14 protein-coding genes are annotated in these 16,664 nt (G+C 51.0%); 5 read left to right on the forward strand and 9 right to left on the reverse strand.

Going from position 1 to position 16,664, the window contains the following annotated elements; translation table 11 throughout:
* Positions 1 to 34: 34 nt before the first annotated feature.
* Positions 35 to 730, forward strand: coding sequence for an N-acetylmuramate alpha-1-phosphate uridylyltransferase MurU (gene murU / locus HMPREF2711_RS06730; RefSeq protein WP_003749020.1), 696 nt, complete (start codon positions 35 to 37; stop codon positions 728 to 730).
* Between the two features lie 89 nt (positions 731 to 819).
* On the opposite strand, the gene rarD is transcribed toward murU, so the two are convergent.
* From rarD to HMPREF2711_RS06755, 5 genes are all read right to left on the reverse strand, one after another.
* Positions 820 to 1,725 carry an EamA family transporter RarD gene (gene rarD / locus HMPREF2711_RS06735; protein ID WP_003749022.1) on the reverse strand — a complete coding sequence of 302 codons (906 nt, stop codon included), beginning with the start codon at positions 1,723 to 1,725 and terminating at the stop codon, positions 820 to 822.
* 176 nt (positions 1,726 to 1,901) lie between these two features.
* Entirely contained in the window at positions 1,902 to 2,972 is a 1,071-nt protein-coding gene (gene tsaD, locus HMPREF2711_RS06740; RefSeq protein WP_003749024.1) for a tRNA (adenosine(37)-N6)-threonylcarbamoyltransferase complex transferase subunit TsaD, read from the reverse strand.
* Between the two features lie 99 nt (positions 2,973 to 3,071).
* Positions 3,072 to 4,259 carry a c-type cytochrome biogenesis protein CcsB gene (gene ccsB / locus HMPREF2711_RS06745; RefSeq protein WP_003749026.1) on the reverse strand — a complete coding sequence of 396 codons (1,188 nt, stop codon included), beginning with the start codon at positions 4,257 to 4,259 and terminating at the stop codon, positions 3,072 to 3,074.
* A complete protein-coding gene (locus HMPREF2711_RS06750) occupies positions 4,252 to 6,204 on the reverse strand; it encodes a cytochrome c biogenesis protein ResB (protein ID WP_070615870.1) in 1,953 nt (650 codons plus the stop codon). Before HMPREF2711_RS06750 ends, ccsB begins: the two co-directional genes overlap by 8 nt.
* Before the next feature lie 268 nt (positions 6,205 to 6,472).
* A complete protein-coding gene (locus HMPREF2711_RS06755; protein ID WP_003749030.1) occupies positions 6,473 to 7,096 on the reverse strand; it encodes a c-type cytochrome in 624 nt (207 codons plus the stop codon).
* Between the two features lie 215 nt (positions 7,097 to 7,311).
* On the opposite strand from HMPREF2711_RS06755, the gene yihA reads away from it, so the two are divergent.
* Positions 7,312 to 7,953, forward strand: coding sequence for a ribosome biogenesis GTP-binding protein YihA/YsxC (yihA, locus tag HMPREF2711_RS06760; protein ID WP_003749033.1), 642 nt, complete (start codon positions 7,312 to 7,314; stop codon positions 7,951 to 7,953).
* 215 nt (positions 7,954 to 8,168) lie between these two features.
* On the opposite strand, the gene HMPREF2711_RS06765 is transcribed toward yihA, so the two are convergent.
* From HMPREF2711_RS06765 to HMPREF2711_RS06775, 3 genes are all read right to left on the reverse strand, one after another.
* Positions 8,169 to 8,387 carry a hypothetical protein gene (locus tag HMPREF2711_RS06765; RefSeq protein ID WP_003749035.1) on the reverse strand — a complete coding sequence of 73 codons (219 nt, stop codon included), beginning with the start codon at positions 8,385 to 8,387 and terminating at the stop codon, positions 8,169 to 8,171.
* The gene (locus HMPREF2711_RS06770; protein ID WP_002221492.1) at positions 8,365 to 8,598 is read right to left on the reverse strand and encodes an RNA-binding S4 domain-containing protein; all 234 of its coding nucleotides are present in this window, start codon (positions 8,596 to 8,598) and stop codon (positions 8,365 to 8,367) included. Before HMPREF2711_RS06770 ends, HMPREF2711_RS06765 begins: the two co-directional genes overlap by 23 nt.
* Positions 8,599 to 8,713: 115 nt before the next feature.
* A complete protein-coding gene (locus HMPREF2711_RS06775) occupies positions 8,714 to 9,619 on the reverse strand; it encodes a LysR family transcriptional regulator (protein WP_003749036.1) in 906 nt (301 codons plus the stop codon).
* Between the two features lie 121 nt (positions 9,620 to 9,740).
* On the opposite strand from HMPREF2711_RS06775, the gene HMPREF2711_RS11295 reads away from it, so the two are divergent.
* From HMPREF2711_RS11295 to dnaE, 3 genes are all read left to right on the forward strand, one after another.
* On the forward strand, positions 9,741 to 10,082 hold the full coding sequence (locus tag HMPREF2711_RS11295) for a hypothetical protein (protein ID WP_283118232.1): 342 nt from the start codon (positions 9,741 to 9,743) through the stop codon (positions 10,080 to 10,082).
* On the forward strand, positions 9,976 to 10,890 hold the full coding sequence (locus tag HMPREF2711_RS06780) for an alpha/beta hydrolase (RefSeq protein WP_283118233.1): 915 nt from the start codon (positions 9,976 to 9,978) through the stop codon (positions 10,888 to 10,890). Before HMPREF2711_RS11295 ends, HMPREF2711_RS06780 begins: the two co-directional genes overlap by 107 nt.
* A gap of 94 nt (positions 10,891 to 10,984) precedes the next feature.
* A complete protein-coding gene (gene dnaE, locus HMPREF2711_RS06785; RefSeq protein ID WP_070615894.1) occupies positions 10,985 to 14,419 on the forward strand; it encodes a DNA polymerase III subunit alpha in 3,435 nt (1,144 codons plus the stop codon).
* A gap of 270 nt (positions 14,420 to 14,689) precedes the next feature.
* Here the strand turns inward: dnaE and HMPREF2711_RS06790 are convergent, their stop codons facing one another.
* Entirely contained in the window at positions 14,690 to 16,429 is a 1,740-nt protein-coding gene (locus HMPREF2711_RS06790) for a potassium/proton antiporter (RefSeq protein ID WP_070615871.1), read from the reverse strand.
* Positions 16,430 to 16,664: the final 235 nt, after the last annotated feature.

Consider the following 16,664-nt stretch of genomic DNA (forward strand, 5'->3'; position numbering starts at 1 on the left):
GACTTTTTCTGTTTCACACATTATAGGCACACCCATGAAAGCAATGATATTGGCCGCCGGTCGCGGCGAGCGTATGCGCCCGCTGACCGACCACACGCCCAAACCTTTACTCGAAGTAGCAGGCACGCCGCTTATCGGCTGGCACTTGCGCCGCCTGCAGCAGGCCGGATTTACTGAAATCGTCATCAACCATGCCTGGCTTGGCCAACAAATTGAAGACACCTTGAAAGACGGTGCGGACTACGGCGTGTGCATTGCCTATTCTCCCGAGCGTGCCGGAGGCCTGGAAACCGCCGGCGGCATTGCCACCGCCCTGCCGCTTTTGGGCAACGATCCGTTTTTAGTCATCAATGGCGATGTGTTGACTGACATTGATTTCCAAGCTGCACGACTGGCTGCCCAGCGCATACAGGAACACAACCTTCTTGCCCATTTGTGGCTGGTGGACAATCCACCCCATCATCCCGAAGGCGACTTCGGCCTGCTTTCAGACGGCCTGGTATCTGCATCATCCGCAGACGGCCAAGCCCTTACTTTCAGTGGTGTGGGCGTTTATCATCCTGCGCTTTTCAAAGACACCCCGGCACACCAGGCTGCCAAGCTTGCCCCTCTGTTGCGTCAAGCCATGAGCCAAAATCAAATCAGCGGCGAATACCACAACGGCCTTTGGTTGGACGTCGGCACAGTCGAACGCCTGCAAGAAGCCGACCGTATCGCCCAAAGCTGGTAAAACAAAAGGGACGTATCCGATACGCCCCTTTTAATACTCAAGGCCGTCTGAAAACATTGATCAAACCATTTTCAGACGGCCTCAATCCATCAATCAAATTTTGCCAATTTCTTTTCTTTCTTCATCCCCAACAGGCCATTGGCAATCATCACGCACAATCCCGACCAAATCAATCCGTAGCCGATCAATGCGCCGCCCTGCACCGGCTCGCCCAGCCACACAATCGACACAATAAAAAGCAATACAGGCTCCAAATAGCTCAACATGCCGAACACTGCCACCGGCAGCAACTGATTTGCCTTCAAATTCAAATGCATGGATATTGCACTATTAAAACCCAGCAACACAATAAAAAAGATTAAAACCGGTTTGGCCGCAATCATCGCCGGCGTATCCGTTGCCAACACAATATATGCCAACGCAAACGGCGTAATCATCATCAAATCAAAGGTCAGCCCGATTAAGGAAGGCACGCCCAGCTTGCGGCGCAGCAGATAATAAAACGGATAAGTACCGAACACCCATACAGTCGTCCACGAAAACGCGCCCGACCGCACCAATTCGCATGCCACGCCTGCACACGCCAAGATTACCGCCACCCTCTGCAACCGGTTCAAACGCTCTTTAAACCAAATCCGTCCGCCCAGCATCATCGCCAAAGGAAACAGGAAATAACCCATGGCAATGTTTACCCCTTCCCCATTGACCGGCCCCCAGACAAACAGCCACAACTGGCTGGCAAATATCGGCGTCGGCAATACAATCAGCAGCCATCGTTTCCAATCCCGGCCGACGCCATAAGCAAAACGCATTGCCGCCTGCCAACCGTTGACCATGGTCATCAGCACGCACAAAGCCGACAGCATGGCAACCATGCGCCAGGCAAACACCTCCGTCCCCGTCATCGGCCTCATCCACATACCGTACAGAAACAGCATGGAAAATAACAAATTGGACGCTACCGCAGCCAGCAAACCTTTGGATAAATTCGTCATTTCAGACTGCCTTTTGCAATCAATCAAAGTTAATATTGTAGAAAAAACGGATGAAAAAATTACTCATCTTTTTGAATGAAGTTGTACCGCAAACATCTATTTCATTAAAGGCCGTCTGAAAACCCTGTCTTCAGGTTTTCAGACGGCCTTTCATTACATCGAAGCAGTCTAATGTATCAACCCTGCTTCACAATATCCGACAGCGGCCAGCGCGGCTTAACATTGAATGCACCGACAGCCTGACGCTCGGCAAGACGCATCGCGCCGGCAAAGGCAATCATTGCGCCGTTGTCGGTACAGTATGCCATCGGTGGGAAATAGACGTTGATTTTTTCTTCCTGCGGCTTGGGTTTGCCTTTTTCAGACGGCATTTTGACGGTCAAGCGCGAAAATTCATCGCGCAATTTCCAGTTTGCACCCACACCGCCGGCAACCACCAAAGTTCTGAAGCCGGTATCCAACAACGCTTTTTTGGCTTTGGCCGCCAACACGTCAACCACCGCATCTTGGAAAGCGCGGCAAATGTCGTTGCGTGTTTGTTCCGGAATTTCATCGCAACCGGTTTCGGCACGGACTTTTTCGACAGCGGTCAAAACGGCGGTTTTCAAACCGGAAAAGCTCATCTGCAAATCGTGCGAATGCAGCATGGGGCGTGGGAACGTGAAGGCATCAGGCGTGCCGAGTTTGGCCAGCTCGGATAATTTGGCACCGCCGGGATAAGGCAGCCCCAACAGCTTGGCCGTTTTGTCGAACGCTTCGCCTGCCGCATCGTCCACGCTCTCACCCAGCAAGGTGTAATCGCCGATACCGCGTACAGCCATAAATTGCGTATGTCCGCCCGACACCAGCAAAGCGACAAATGGAAACTCAGGCTTGTCGTCTGCCAACAAGGGTGAGAGCAAATGGCCTTCAAGATGGTGGACGGGGATAACGGGCTTGCCGATGGCAAATGCCAACGCATTGGCGAAGCCCGAACCGGCCAGCAATGCGCCGCCCAAGCCCGGGCCTTGCGTAAAGGCAACCGCGTCGATGTCGGCATAGCCTACGCCTGCTTCCTTCAAGCAACCTTGCGTCAACGGCACGACACGGCGGATATGGTCGCGGCTGGCCAATTCGGGGACAACGCCGCCGTATTCGGCGTGCATCGCCATCTGGGTGTGCAAATGATGCGCCAACAGGCCGCGCTCGGTGTCGTAGAGCGCAACGCCGGTTTCGTCGCAAGATGATTCAATTCCTAATACCAACATGGTTTGAGGCCGTCTGAAAAAATGATTAAAAACGATTCAGACGGCGTTTTCTCCGAAAACGGAAAAAGGCCGTCTGAAATAAAGTGCGGAATAAGCGGTTTACAAAGTGCCGTAAGAGTGCAGGCCGCTCAAAAACATATTCACGCCGATAAAGGCAAAGGCGGTAATGACCAGGCCGATGACCGCCCACCAAGCCAACACTTTGCCGCGCCAGCCTGCCACCAGCCGCAAATGCAACCAGACCGCGTAATTCAGCCAAACGATAAATGCCCAAGTTTCTTTCGGGTCCCAGCTCCAATAGCGGCCCCACGCATCGGCCGCCCACAATGCGCCGAGAATGGTGGCAATGGTGAAGAATAGGAAACCGACGGCAATCGCTTTGTACATGACTTCTTCAATGACTTGAGATTGCGGCAGCCATGATTTTTTGCCCGCATCTTCTTTTCTGAGCGCCAAAAGTTCGGCAATACCCAGCATGGCGGCGATACAGAATGCGCCGTAGCCGATAAAGTTGGCCGGAACGTGGATTTTCATCCACCAAGACTGCAAAGCAGGAATCAGCGGCTGAATGGTATGTGCCTCGCGCGAAACGCTGTACCACAAGACAAATCCGACTACGACCGCCATAAAGCTGAAGACAAATCCGCCCAGTTTTTGTACGGCAAAACGGCCTTCGTAATAGAGGTACATCAGTGCCGTAATGACCAAGAACAAGATGAATACTTCGTAAAGGTTGGAAACCGGAATATGGCCGGCATCGGGACGCAACAGATAGCTTTCATGCCAGCGTACCAGCAGGCCGACAAAGCCCGCCATCGCGGAAACCCACGCAAACACGCTCCCCATGCCCAAAAGCGTATTGGTCGGCACATTCTTGCGCACCGCCGCTATCGCGCCGACGATATAGGCAAACAAGGCAAAGAACACAAACGCGCATTGCCACATAATCGCCGACTGGCTGCTTAACAGGTATTTGAGCAGGAAGCCGTCTGCGCGTTTGATATCGCCGCCATACAAATCAACGGCCAAATACGCCAGGCACACGCCCACAGGGATAAACCAGCGCATCGGTTTGAAAAACCAACCCAGAAAAACGGCAATACCGGCACTCGCCCACAAAATCACCATTTCGTAGATGTCCATGTGCAGACCGGCCTGGGTTTGGGCAATAAACGCACCGATGGCAATCAGCAGTGCGAATGCCCAGTCGAAGAGGTTGAGGTTTCGGATAAATGATTTGTGTGTCAGAAGCTCATGCTCGGGCAAGGCCTGATGTTTGTTATTCATGGTTCAAATCCTTGGCAAGCTGCTGCAATTGCCGTGTGTGTTGCGGAAATTCTTTCTGCAAGTCGCGTTCGTTGCGGCTGGAAGACATGGCAAAACGGATACGGCCGTCTGAAAACAGCAGCCAAGCGCGTTTTTCACGAATATAGAACATAAACACCGTACCCAACACCAGCAATACCGAACCCAGATACACCAAGAATGCGCCCGGCGAACGGGTCATCTGCAATCCGGAAGAGCGCACTTCGGAATAGCCGTCCAATTGCAGCAACATCGGCGCAGGATACTCGGTCAAACCGGTGTACGCATCCATTGCATGCAGCAGGAAGCGGTTGCGCTTTTCGTCTTGCGGCCAAGCCGGCAGGTTGTATGTACTGATCGTGTCTTCCAAAGCGGCATTCATCACGCCATAGAGCATCTCGTAGAAATAGCCCTGCATTTTTTCCTGCTGGTCTTTGGGAATATTGGTGGTAACAAATTTGTCCAAAGCCAAATAGCCGCCTTTGGCAAAAATCGACAAGGTGTTTTCCGCCGCCGCCATGAATTGTTCGCGGATTTCGGCGGGGGCGCCTTTGACGGCATTGGCAACGGTTTTACGGCGTGCCGCATCATCTTTCAGATATTGGCGCAAAGCCATAAAGGTATCGATTTGGCCGTTTTTATCCATCGGAATGCGCAACCAGCGGTATTGCTGCGCCAAGCCGCTGCGCGTGCCGGTAATGAAGAAATAGTCTTCATCTTGTTTCAGCGGCAACATATAGTTTTTATATTCGACCGCCTGCCCCGCTTTGTCGCGGATGCGGTAAACGATAGACGGGCCGATATTGGTGTATTTTTTGCCTTCTTGACGGACGGAACGAACATCGTTGATGGCGGATTTTAAGTTTTGCTCTTTTTCAGACGGCTCGCTCATGTCTTCGACGTTCATCGAAGTAAACTGGTCAAATTCCAGCTTATAAGAAGTCTTGCCCAAATCCAGCGGAAACTCGCGCATGGAAGTTGCTTTGAGTTTGACCGGAGCACGGTCGGCATCAGCCAGATTCCACGCTTTAAACGTCAAGTCCGAGCCGCCGTCGGCGAAACTTGCCTGATAAACCGTAATACCGTGCAGCGTCAAAGGATGATTGACGCGGATGGTATGTTCGCTGACTTTGCCGGTTGCCTTGTCCGTGACTTCCAAGTCGCTGGCAAAATCGCGCGGCATACCGGTATCGTAAAAGTCGATATGGAATTTCTTCAATTTGACCGAAAACGGCAGGTCTTGCACCAGCATGCCGTTATCCGCATTCAGAAACACCACGTCCGCGCTCTGCCCTTCCGAAATATTGACATTGCCCCTAAACGACAAATTGGACGCGCCCAACACGCTTTCGGGCTTAAAGTCTTTGGCGTAAACCGCCGTATTGTCCGGCACAACCCGGCCGGTGAGCATACCGATTTTCAGCAGGATGTTGCTGTCCATCAAACCACCCAAACAAATCACAATCAGCGCGGCATGGGCAAAGATATAGCCCCATTTGTTCATCGCGCCTTTTTTCGCCGCCACCAAAACCGAACCGTCTTCACGCGTAACGGTTTTGCAGCCGTAGCCCTGCACTTCCAAATAACGTTGCGCAACTTCGGGCGTTACCTGTCCGTCTAAAACGATGGAATGGCGCATTGCCGCCAGTGATTTTTCCTTGGCGTTTTCACGGAAGGAACGAATCTCACGCAAAAACGGCGGAACATTGCGAATCAGGCACAATCCGGTGGAAATCACCAAAAACATCATGATGACAACGAACCACGCCGAGGCGTACACGTCGTACAGGCCCAAAAAGCCGAAAATCTGCGACCAAAACGGGCCGAATTTCACCAAATAATCGACTTGCGGCTGGTTTTGCTGCAAGACCGTACCGATAATCGAAGCCACGCCCAACAGGCTGAGCAGGGCGACGGCAAAACGCATGGAGCTGAAAAAGGCAAACCACGGTCTGCGGATGAGTGGGACGGATGAAGAAGATTTACTCATGTCTCAAATGTCGGCTTGGGGCAACCCGATTGATGGAACGGACTGCAATGACGTGTGATGCGAAAGGAAGAATACTGCATATTGCAGTAAAAATCTTGCCGTCGCTATTTGAAAAAACCAATCAGGCTTATCGGTTTATATTGGCTAAGGCCGTCTGAAGGGTTTTCAGACGGCCTGTATCAATAAACTCGTTTCAGAACGAAATTTAGTGCAAACCTTGAATAAAGTTGGCTACTGCGTTCAACTCTTCTTCGCTCAGGCGGTTGGCAATATCGGCCATGATGGCGTTTTTACGTTGGCCGGATTGGTAAGCTTTCATTTGCTCGACAACGTAAGCTTTGTGTTGGCCGCCCAGACGAGGATAGGCTTGGATTTCAGTACCGCCGCCAGGGATACCTGCGCCGCTAGGACCGTGGCAAGACATACATGCCGGCAGTTTTTTAGCGCTCAGGCCGCCGCGATAGATTTTCGCGCCCAGCTCCGGGTTTTCTTTAGGATTGGCTTCGCCCGGTTTACCTTGTTGTTTGGCGTAGTAGGCGGCAGCGTCGCGGATGTCTTGTTCGGACAAGTTCATCACCATCGGTTTCATCACGCCGGCAGCACCGTGGGTACGGGTACCGTCTTTGATGGCCATGGTTTGGCCGTAGACGTAGGCCGCAGCCTGACCTGCCAGTTTAGGATAAGTTGCGATACCGCTGTTACCATCGGCTGCGTGACACGCCGCACAGATAGTAGTCGCTACCTGTTTGCCTTTTTCAGCATCTGCTTTAGGGGCAGCGGAAACCGCACCGGCAGCCAATACCAAGGCCAATAAAGTCAATCGTTTCATGGAGTGCTCCTGATTACAGCATTGCGTACCGCGTCAATGCCTTTTTTATACTCAAATACCGGGGAATTTTCCCGATTAAAACCGATAATTCTATAAACGTGCTATTCTATACCAAGTTTACATTAAATTACTACTCAAATTACCAAACTGCTGCAACATAAATGCCCGATACAAATTATGATGTTGCAGTTTTGTTTCCATGCAAGGGAATACTGATGAACCTTTTTCAAAACGCCAAATTCTTTACAACGGTCAACCATCTGAAAGACCTGCCCGACACGCCGGCCGAGATTGCCTTTGTCGGCCGAAGCAATGCCGGCAAATCCAGCGCCATCAATACCTTAACCAATCACGTGCGCCTAGCCTACGTTTCCAAAACACCGGGCCGCACCCAACACATCAATTTCTTTGAGCTGGAAAACGGCAACTTCATGGTCGACTTGCCCGGCTACGGCTACGCGCAAGTACCGGAGGCCATCCGTGCGCACTGGGTCAAACTCTTGGGCGACTACCTGCAACAACGCCGCCAGCTGATCGGCCTGATTCTGATTATGGACTCGCGCCATCCGCTCAAGGCTTTAGACATTCAAATGCTGGACTTTTTCCACATTACCGGCCGTCCTGTGCATATCCTGCTGTCAAAAGCAGACAAGCTGTCTAAAAACGACCAGATTAAAACTTTGGCGGCGGTAAAAAAATCACTCAAACCCTACACCGACCGCCAAAAAATCAGCGTTCAACTGTTTTCCAGCTTGAAAAAACAAGGCATGGACGAAGTCAATCAAGTGGTCGGCTCATGGTTTGACGCGCATCGCGAAGAAATCGAGAATTTTGCAGGCGAAACATCGCCTGAGTGATTGTAAAACAAGACGGAATAAGATGAATTGACCAACCGCAAATCTTATTCCGTCATTTGTTTTTCTATCATGCCGTTTTCTATCTGACTTTCAAAGGGTATGTATGCGCATCCCCTTTTTTATTGCGTTTTTTCTTATCGCAAACTCAAAACGCCATAACGATATATCAGTAAGATTCTCAAAGATATGCGGTTTCTATTCAACCAAACCATTTTTCAGACGGCCTTTGCACCATCTTCGCCGTCTACCCAACCTGATTCTTTCAACTTCCGCCGTTGCGCATCATATCGGGCTTTTTCCGCCCAATACATTGTCTGAATACAGGCATCGCCGCACTCGCTGCCGCAACACTCCCACGACTCGGGGCGGACAGGTTCATCTAAAATCGGCTCGCCCAAAATGGCTTCGGCCTTATTCTTCAGGGTCGTATCCATCGGCGATTTCCAAGCGCGCACCGTCAAACTCAATCACTTCGCCGCCACGGATTTTGGCGGTTTTACGGGTTTCGGTTTCGCCGTTGCGCAACACCAGCCCTTCGGCAATAAACGCTTTTGCCTGTCCGCCACTTTCGGCAAGACCGGCCAGTTTCAACAGGTCGCACAAAGCGATGTATTCGTTGTCTTCAAGATAGACAGTGGCTTCCATAATTCAATCCTTTTTAATGATGGCGATATTTTAACATGGCCGTCTGAAAGAAAATCCTCCTCCTGTTTTATTCATTCTGATAAACCCAAGAGCTTTGCAAAATCCTCACGCTTGGCTATCTCTCAAATTCCTTTTTCAAAATTCCTTCCAGTATTTCAAAGACTTTCAATACCCTTGGTGGTGTAACAGTTTCGTATGGGCGGTATAAAAACAGTTGCCATTTTTGAATCTCCACTTCAGGAAATAAACGAACAAGCTGTCCTGATTTTAGATAAGGCTCACACAAGAAATCACTCAACATTCCTGCTGATTTTCCTTGCAATACAGCCTGTAAATAGCTGTATACATCTGTACTTAAAAAATTAATACGGCGGGGGGGCAAGACTTGCTCACTGTTAATCGGGAAATGCCATGCTCTCCCTGTGCTGAGGTTGATTTGTCCGGCAAAAGGATAGCGTTCTGCCAAATCATCTAATGAAGTAGGTTTGCCTAGTTGTGCTATGAGCTCCGGTGAGGCAACTAATATATCGCCAATGTCCGTGATTTTTTTAACAATAAAATTTTCATCTGGTTGTAAACCAATGCGCAGACCGATGTCAACACGGTGCGTTACGGTATCAAGTTTGCTCATATCGTCACGCCAATCAATAATCAGCTCAGGATAAGGCGAAAGTGCGGTCAGTAATTGCGACAGAACACTATCATTAATTCGCCAGCTCGGCACAGTAATGCGTACCAAACCTGTCATGTCATTTTCTTGACGTTGTTTTCTGGATATAAATAAGCGTTCGCTTTGTGCCAATAAAGCTTGCGCCTCAGGTAAAAATTGCTCACCAAAATCGGTCAGCCTAACCTGTCTAGTATTACGTTGAAAAAGCGGCTCGCCTAAATAATCTTCCAATTCAGCAATGATTCGTGTAATCACGGGTGGTGAAACAGCTAAGCGATTGGCGGTTTCTTTAAATTGTAAGGTTTCCGCCAGCGAGCAAAAAATTTTTAGGCTTTCAAAGCGATTTTTCATACAGTTAATTATTCCATTTTTAGAAATTATAAATTTGTATTTTATAAATTTACTGAAAATAGTTCAATTCCTATAATGCCCACATCAACGAAACAATCACTCTCAAATTAAAGGAGAACACATGAGTAAAAAAACATTTTTCAAAACAACCGCACTTGTAGCAGTTTTAGGTTCAACATTATTAGGAGGAAACGCCATGGGCGCATTACCACAAAACGCCACAGCCATTGAAGTACCGGCTCAAACTATCCAATTAACACAAGAATGGGACAAAATTTTCCCACAATCTGACAAAGTGGAACACCGTAAAGTGACCTTTAAAAACCGCTATGGTTTGACTTTGGTTGGTGATTTATATGTACCAACAAGGCGCGACAGGCAAATTACCGGCAATCGCAGTAAGCGGTCCATTGGGTGCGGTAAAAGAGCAAACATCTGGTCTTTATGCCCAAACGTTAGCTGAACGTGGTTTCGTTACTATTGCCTTTGACGGCTCATACACTGGCGAAAGTTCAGGTACACCACGCAATGTACCATCACCTGAAATCAACACTGAAGACTTCTCAGCAGCGGTAGATTTTTTAGGCTCTTTAGATAATGTTAATCGTGATGAAATCGGGATTTTAGGCGTATGCGGCTGGGGCGGATTTGCTTTGAACGCAGCGGTATCAGACCCTCGCATCAAAGCGGTAGCAGTCAGCACGATGTACGATATGACCCGTGTTACAGCAAACGGCTATGAAATCAAAATGCAAGCGAATGCCGATGGTTCATACGACCGCGCACCTGCGCAAAGTGCTGATGCACGTTATAAAATGAAATTGGATATGAGCAACGCACGTTGGGAAACATCAAAAAACGGTTATGCTGACTTGTTACCACCCAACAACCTTGATCCGAAAAAAGATTTCACGGCGGAAACCCCTAAATTCGTTAAAGAGTACGCCAACTTCTACCGTACCGAACGCGGCTACCACCCTCGTAGCGTAAACTCAAACCCTGATGCGTCTTGGACTGTAACGGGTATGTTACCGCTGATTAATATGCCAATTTTGAAATATGCGGCAGAATTGAAAGCGCCTGCTTTAGTGGTTCACGGTGAAATTGCTCACAGCCGTTACTTCGGTGAAGATGCTTACAAAGCATTAGGTAGCAAAGATAAAGAGCTATACATCGTACCAGGTGCAACACACACGGATTTATACGACAACAGCACGAATAAAATTCCGTTTGATAAATTCGAGCAATTCTTCAAAGCGAAATTGAAATAATGTGAATAAATAAAAGGCCGTCTGAAATGAGTGTTTCAGACGGCCTTTGCCAACCCTGCTACAATACAGCTTTTCTTTTTTCTCCGATTTTGCCATGACCGAGCCGACCTACATCCCCCTGCGCCTACATACCGAGTTTTCGATTACCGACGGTATGGTGCGGATTAAAAAACTGATTGCCAAAGCGCAGGAATACGGTTTGCCTGCTTTGGGCATCAGCGATTTGATGAACGAATTCGGTTTGGTGAAATTCTATAAAGCCTGCCGCGGCGCGGGGATTAAGCCCGTCGGCGCGGCGGATGTGTGGATAGGCAATCCGAATGCGCCCGACAAGCCGTTTCGCGCCATGCTGATTATCCGCAACGATGCGGGCTATCTGCGCTTGAGCGAGCTTTTGACGGCGGCTTATGTCGGCAAAGACCGCAATATCCATCATGCGGAACTCAATCCCGAATGGCTGGAAAACGGCAACAACAGCGGCTTGATTTGTTTGAGCGGCGCGCATTACGGCGAAGTGGGCGTGAATTTCTTGAACGGCAATGAAGACGCGGCGCGTGCGGCGGCGTTGAAGTATGCGGCGTGGTTTCCCGATGCGTTTTATTTAGAGCTGCAACGCCTGCCCGAACGTCCCGAATGGGAGGCTTGCGTTTCGGGCAGCGTGAAGCTGGCGGAAGAATTGGGTTTGCCGGTGGTGGCGACGCATCCGACGCAGTTTATGAGCCGTGACGATTTCAACGCACACGAGGCGCGGGTGTGCATCGCGGGCGGCTGGGTACTGACGGACAAGAAACGTCCGCGCGATTTCACGCCGAGCCAGTTTTTCATTCCGCCGGAAACCATGACCGAACGTTTCGCCGATTTGCCCGAAGCCTTGGAAAACACGGTGGAAATCGCCAAACGCTGTAATCTGCACATCACATTGGGCAAAAACTTCCTGCCGCTCTTCCCTACCCCGGACGGCCTGTCGCTCGACGATTATCTGGTGAAGTTGTCCAACGAGGGTTTGCAGGAACGCATGGTTCAGCTTTATCCCAACGAGGCGGAACGGGCGGCGAAAATGCCGGAATATCAGGAACGGCTGGATTTTGAGTTGAACATCATCATCCAGATGAAATTCCCCGGCTATTTCCTTATCGTACAAGACTTTATCAACTGGGCGAAAACGCACGGCTGTCCGGTCGGGCCGGGACGCGGTTCGGGCGCGGGTTCACTGGTGGCGTATTCGCTGAAGATTACCGACCTCGATCCGCTCAAATACGCGCTGCTGTTCGAACGTTTCTTAAACCCCGAACGCGTCTCCATGCCCGACTTTGACGTGGACTTCTGTCAGGCAAACCGCGGCCGCGTGATTGAATATGTGCGCGAGAAATACGGTGCAGATGCGGTGAGCCAGATTGTTACCTTCGGCACGATGTCGTCCAAAGCAGTGATTCGCGACGTCGGACGCGTGCTGGAACTGCCGTTTATGCTGTGCGACAAACTGTCCAAGCTGATTCCGTTGGAAGCCAACAAACCCCTGAGTTTGGAAAAAGCCATGGAGGCCGAGCCACAGATTCAGGAATTGATCGAAGCAGAAGAAGCGGACGAACTGATTACGCTGGCGAAAAAGCTGGAAGATTTGACGCGCGGTTTGGGTATGCACGCAGGCGGCGTGTTGATTGCGCCGGGCAAGATTTCCGATTACAGCCCCGTGTATCAGGCGGACGAATCCGCCTCGCCCGTATCCATGTACGACAAGGGCGACGTGGAAGACGTGGGTTTGGTGAAATTCGACTTTTTGGGTCTGCGCAACCTGACCATTATCGAAATGGCGCAGAACAACATCAAAACCACCACCGGCGATATCGTCGATGTTGGCAAGATTCCGCTTGACGACCAAGCCGCCTACCAAATCTTCCGCGACGCGAACACCACCGCCGTGTTCCAGTTCGAGTCGACCGGCATGAAAAAAATGCTGAAAACGGCGCATACCACCAAGTTTGAAGAACTCATCGCCTTCGTATCGCTCTACCGCCCCGGCCCGATGGACAATATTCCTGACTTCGTCGCACGTATGAAGGGGCAGGAATTCCAATACATCCACCCGCTGCTCGAAGGCATCCTCGCGCCGACCTACGGGATTATGGTGTATCAGGAACAAGTGATGCAGGCGGCGCAGATTATCGGCGGCTACTCGCTCGGCGGCGCGGACCTGCTGCGCCGCGCCATGGGTAAGAAAAAGCCCGAAGAAATGGTGAAACACCGCGAAATCTTCGCTGAAGGCGCGGCAAAACAAGGCATTTCGCGCGAAAAATCCGACGAAATCTTCAACTACATGGAAAAATTCGCCGGCTACGGTTTCAACAAATCCCACGCCGCTGCCTACGCCCTGATTTCCTACCAGACCGCATGGCTCAAAGCCCATTACCCCGCCGAATTTATGGCGGCGACCATGTCGTCTGAATTGGACAACACCGACCAGCTCAAGCATTTCTACGACGACTGCCGCGCCAACGGCATCGAGTTCCTGCCGCCCGACATCAACGAATCCGACTACCGCTTCACGCCGTATCCGAACATGAAAATCCGCTACGCACTCGGCGCGATTAAAGGCACGGGCGAAGCCGCCGTCGAATCCATCATCGCCGCGCGGCAAAGCGGCGGAAAATTTACCGGCCTGTTGGACTTCTGCGAGCGCGTCGGCAAAGAACACATGAACCGCCGCACCCTCGAAGCCCTGATACGCGGCGGCGCGTTCGACAGCATCGAACCCAACCGCGCCATGCTCTTGGCAAACATCGACCTCGCCATGAACAACGCCGACCAAAAAGCCGCCAACGCCAATCAGGGCGGGCTCTTCGACATGATGGAAGACGCCATCGAACCGGTGCAGCTCATCGACGCGCCCATGTGGAGCGAATCGGAAAAACTCGCCGAAGAGAAAACCGTCATCGGCTTTTACCTGTCCGGCCACCCGTTCGGCCCGTATGCCCAGGAAGTCCGCCAAATCGCCCCGACCAAATTAGGCCGTCTGAAACCGCAAGACAGCGTGCGCCTCGCCGGATTCGTGACCGCCGTACGCACCATGATGGGCAAGCGCGGCAAAATCGCCTTCGTCAGCCTCGAAGATTTGAGCGGGCAGGTTGAAATCATGGTCAGCGGCCAGACGCTGGAAAACTGCGCCGACTACCTCAAGTCCGACCAAGTGCTGATTATCGAATCCAAAGTCAGCCGAGACGACTACGGTGGCAGTGACGGGCTGCGCATCATGGCAAACCAAGTCATGACCCTGCAAATGGCGCGCGAACGCTACGCCCGCAGCCTCAGCCTCGCCCTTGCCCCCGGCCACGACATCGCACGCCTCGCCGCCATCCTCACCGCCCACCGCCTGCCCGATACGGCGCACATCCCGCTGCAACTGTCGTACAGCAACGGCAAAGCGTCGGGCAAATTGAAAATTGCGCCCAAATGGATGGTAACGCCAAGCACCGCTTTGTTTGAAGAACTGGAAACATTGCTCGGCAGCAGGGCAGTTCGTGTGAATTGGTGACGCTAGAGGCCGTCTGAAACCATACGTTCAGACGGCCTTTTTCAATTTCATTACAAAAGCTATTTTCCTTTATGATTTTTCTAGAATGAAAGTATTGCCATAAAATAAATACCCTGTAGTTTTAATAAATTCTATCCGGCGTATTCATTCCTAAATCAAAATATTGTGCCCAAACATAAGGCTATACCATCACTGCAATAAATGTTGCAAGCACCAATATACAAAAAATCTGTCGTCGTTTGGTTTTTTGTGTAGAAATCACGACATAGCCTAGCTTTCCCGACGTGGTACTTTCAACCCCATACTCTTCACGACACCGTTCTGATCGGTTTCTTTAACCGTCAATGAAAACCCGTCAACGACAATGCGGTCGCCCTCGACGGGCTGCGCGCTGCCTCCTCTGGATTGAAACCATTCGAGCAGGCTCATACCGGCTTCGCCGTCTTCCAGCTTCAACCCGTACGCCGCTGCCAAATCGCCGGTATTGACATACGGGTCGACGGCAAATTCGCCGAAGAAATCAAAATTTTCGCGCACATTCTGCCCGGTTTCACTAAAGTATTTCGCCATTTTGTCCACTTGGCTGTCAGGCAGGATATACCAAGCCGTATCGCCTTCCCTCAAAACCGTATCATTCTGCATTTCGATTTTCCGCCCGTCACGTATCAGCGCGAAACAGCGCAAGTCAAACGACTCCGAAATGGGGGTGACGGCATCGGGATGCTTGCCTTCCGCCTCAGATTCCTTCGTTACCTTAAAAGAAAACAAAGCCACGGCTTCGCGTTCCGACAGCCAAATGTCGTGCATTCCTTCCGGCTCGGGTTTGGGCGGCATGGCGACCTTGAGCAGACGCGCCATGACGGGTATCGTCGTTCCTTGAATCAGCAGGGAAAGTACGACGACGGCAAAGGCGACATTGAACAACAGTTCAGAATTCGGCACGCCCATGACCAAAGGCATCATCGCCAAAGAAATCGGTACTGCGCCGCGCAACCCAAGCCAACTGATGTAGGCTTTTTCACGCACACTGTATCCGAATTTCCACAAGCCGCTGAAAACGGCAAGCGGACGGGCGACCAGCATGAGGAATACGGCGATAACCAAGGCATCGACGCTTTTTTCCCAAACGCTGCTGGGCGTTACCAACAAACCCAGTACGACGAACAAAGTCGCCTGCGCCAGCCACGCCAGGCCGTCCATCACGCGCCAAACGTGTTCGGTTGCGCGGGTATGCTGGTTGCCGACGATAATCCCCGCCAGATAAACCGCCAAGAAACCGCTGCCGCCTATGGTATTGGTAAATGCGAATACCCACAGGCCGCCTGACACAATCATCAGCGCGTACAATCCTTCCGCAAGGTTCAGACGACGTACGAGTTTCGCCAACACCATTCCGCCCGCCCACCCCATCAGCAGGCCGAAGCCGATTTGGAGCAGCAGCATCCATAAAAACGCCAACACACCTGATTGTTCGGGGTTGGTAATCATGGTAATCAGGGCGGTAACTAAAAAAATCGCCATCGGATCGTTCGCACCGGATTCGATTTCCAAAGTCGCCTGCACCCTGTCATTCAGGCGCACGCCGCTGTGGCGCAGCAGGCTGAACACGGCCCCCGCATCGGTCGAGCCGACAATCGCCGCCATCAGTACACCGAATTTCCAATCCAAACCCAAATAGAACGTGGCGAACAATCCTAAAGGCAACACGGTGGCAAACACGCCCCATGTCGCCAATACCGCAGAAGGCTTCAATGCAATTCGGAAACTTGAAAGCTGGGTCCGCAACCCGCCGTCAAGCAAAATGACGGCTAACGCAAGCTGGCTGATGACGTTGGCCAAAACGAAATTGTCAAAATCGATGCGCCCGATACCGTCCTCACCCGCCAACATTCCAACCGCCAGAAACACTAACAAAAGCGGCATCCCCAGCCTTGCCGACAAAGTGGTCGAAACCACGCTTAAAAACAATAACGCCCCGCCGAGCAAAAACAGATTGTTCATCCAGTCCACGTTGCAAAAGTCCTACCGTTAATAAAAACGAGGCGAAATTGTATCATAAAATCAATAAGATTTACTGAAGGCCTACCCATTATACAGAAATAAAAAAACCGTCTGAAAGACGGCTTCGTTCATACAACAAACCGCTTTACCCAAACGGCTTTTTCTGCCAATAAAACTTACCCCTTCTCAGACGGCCTTATTGTATAGAGAGATTATCTGAAAAGTTTACTGCAAAAAGCTTTTG

The organism is Neisseria sp. HMSC070A01, assembly GCF_001810165.1.
Taxonomy (GTDB): Bacteria; Pseudomonadota; Gammaproteobacteria; order Burkholderiales; family Neisseriaceae; genus Neisseria.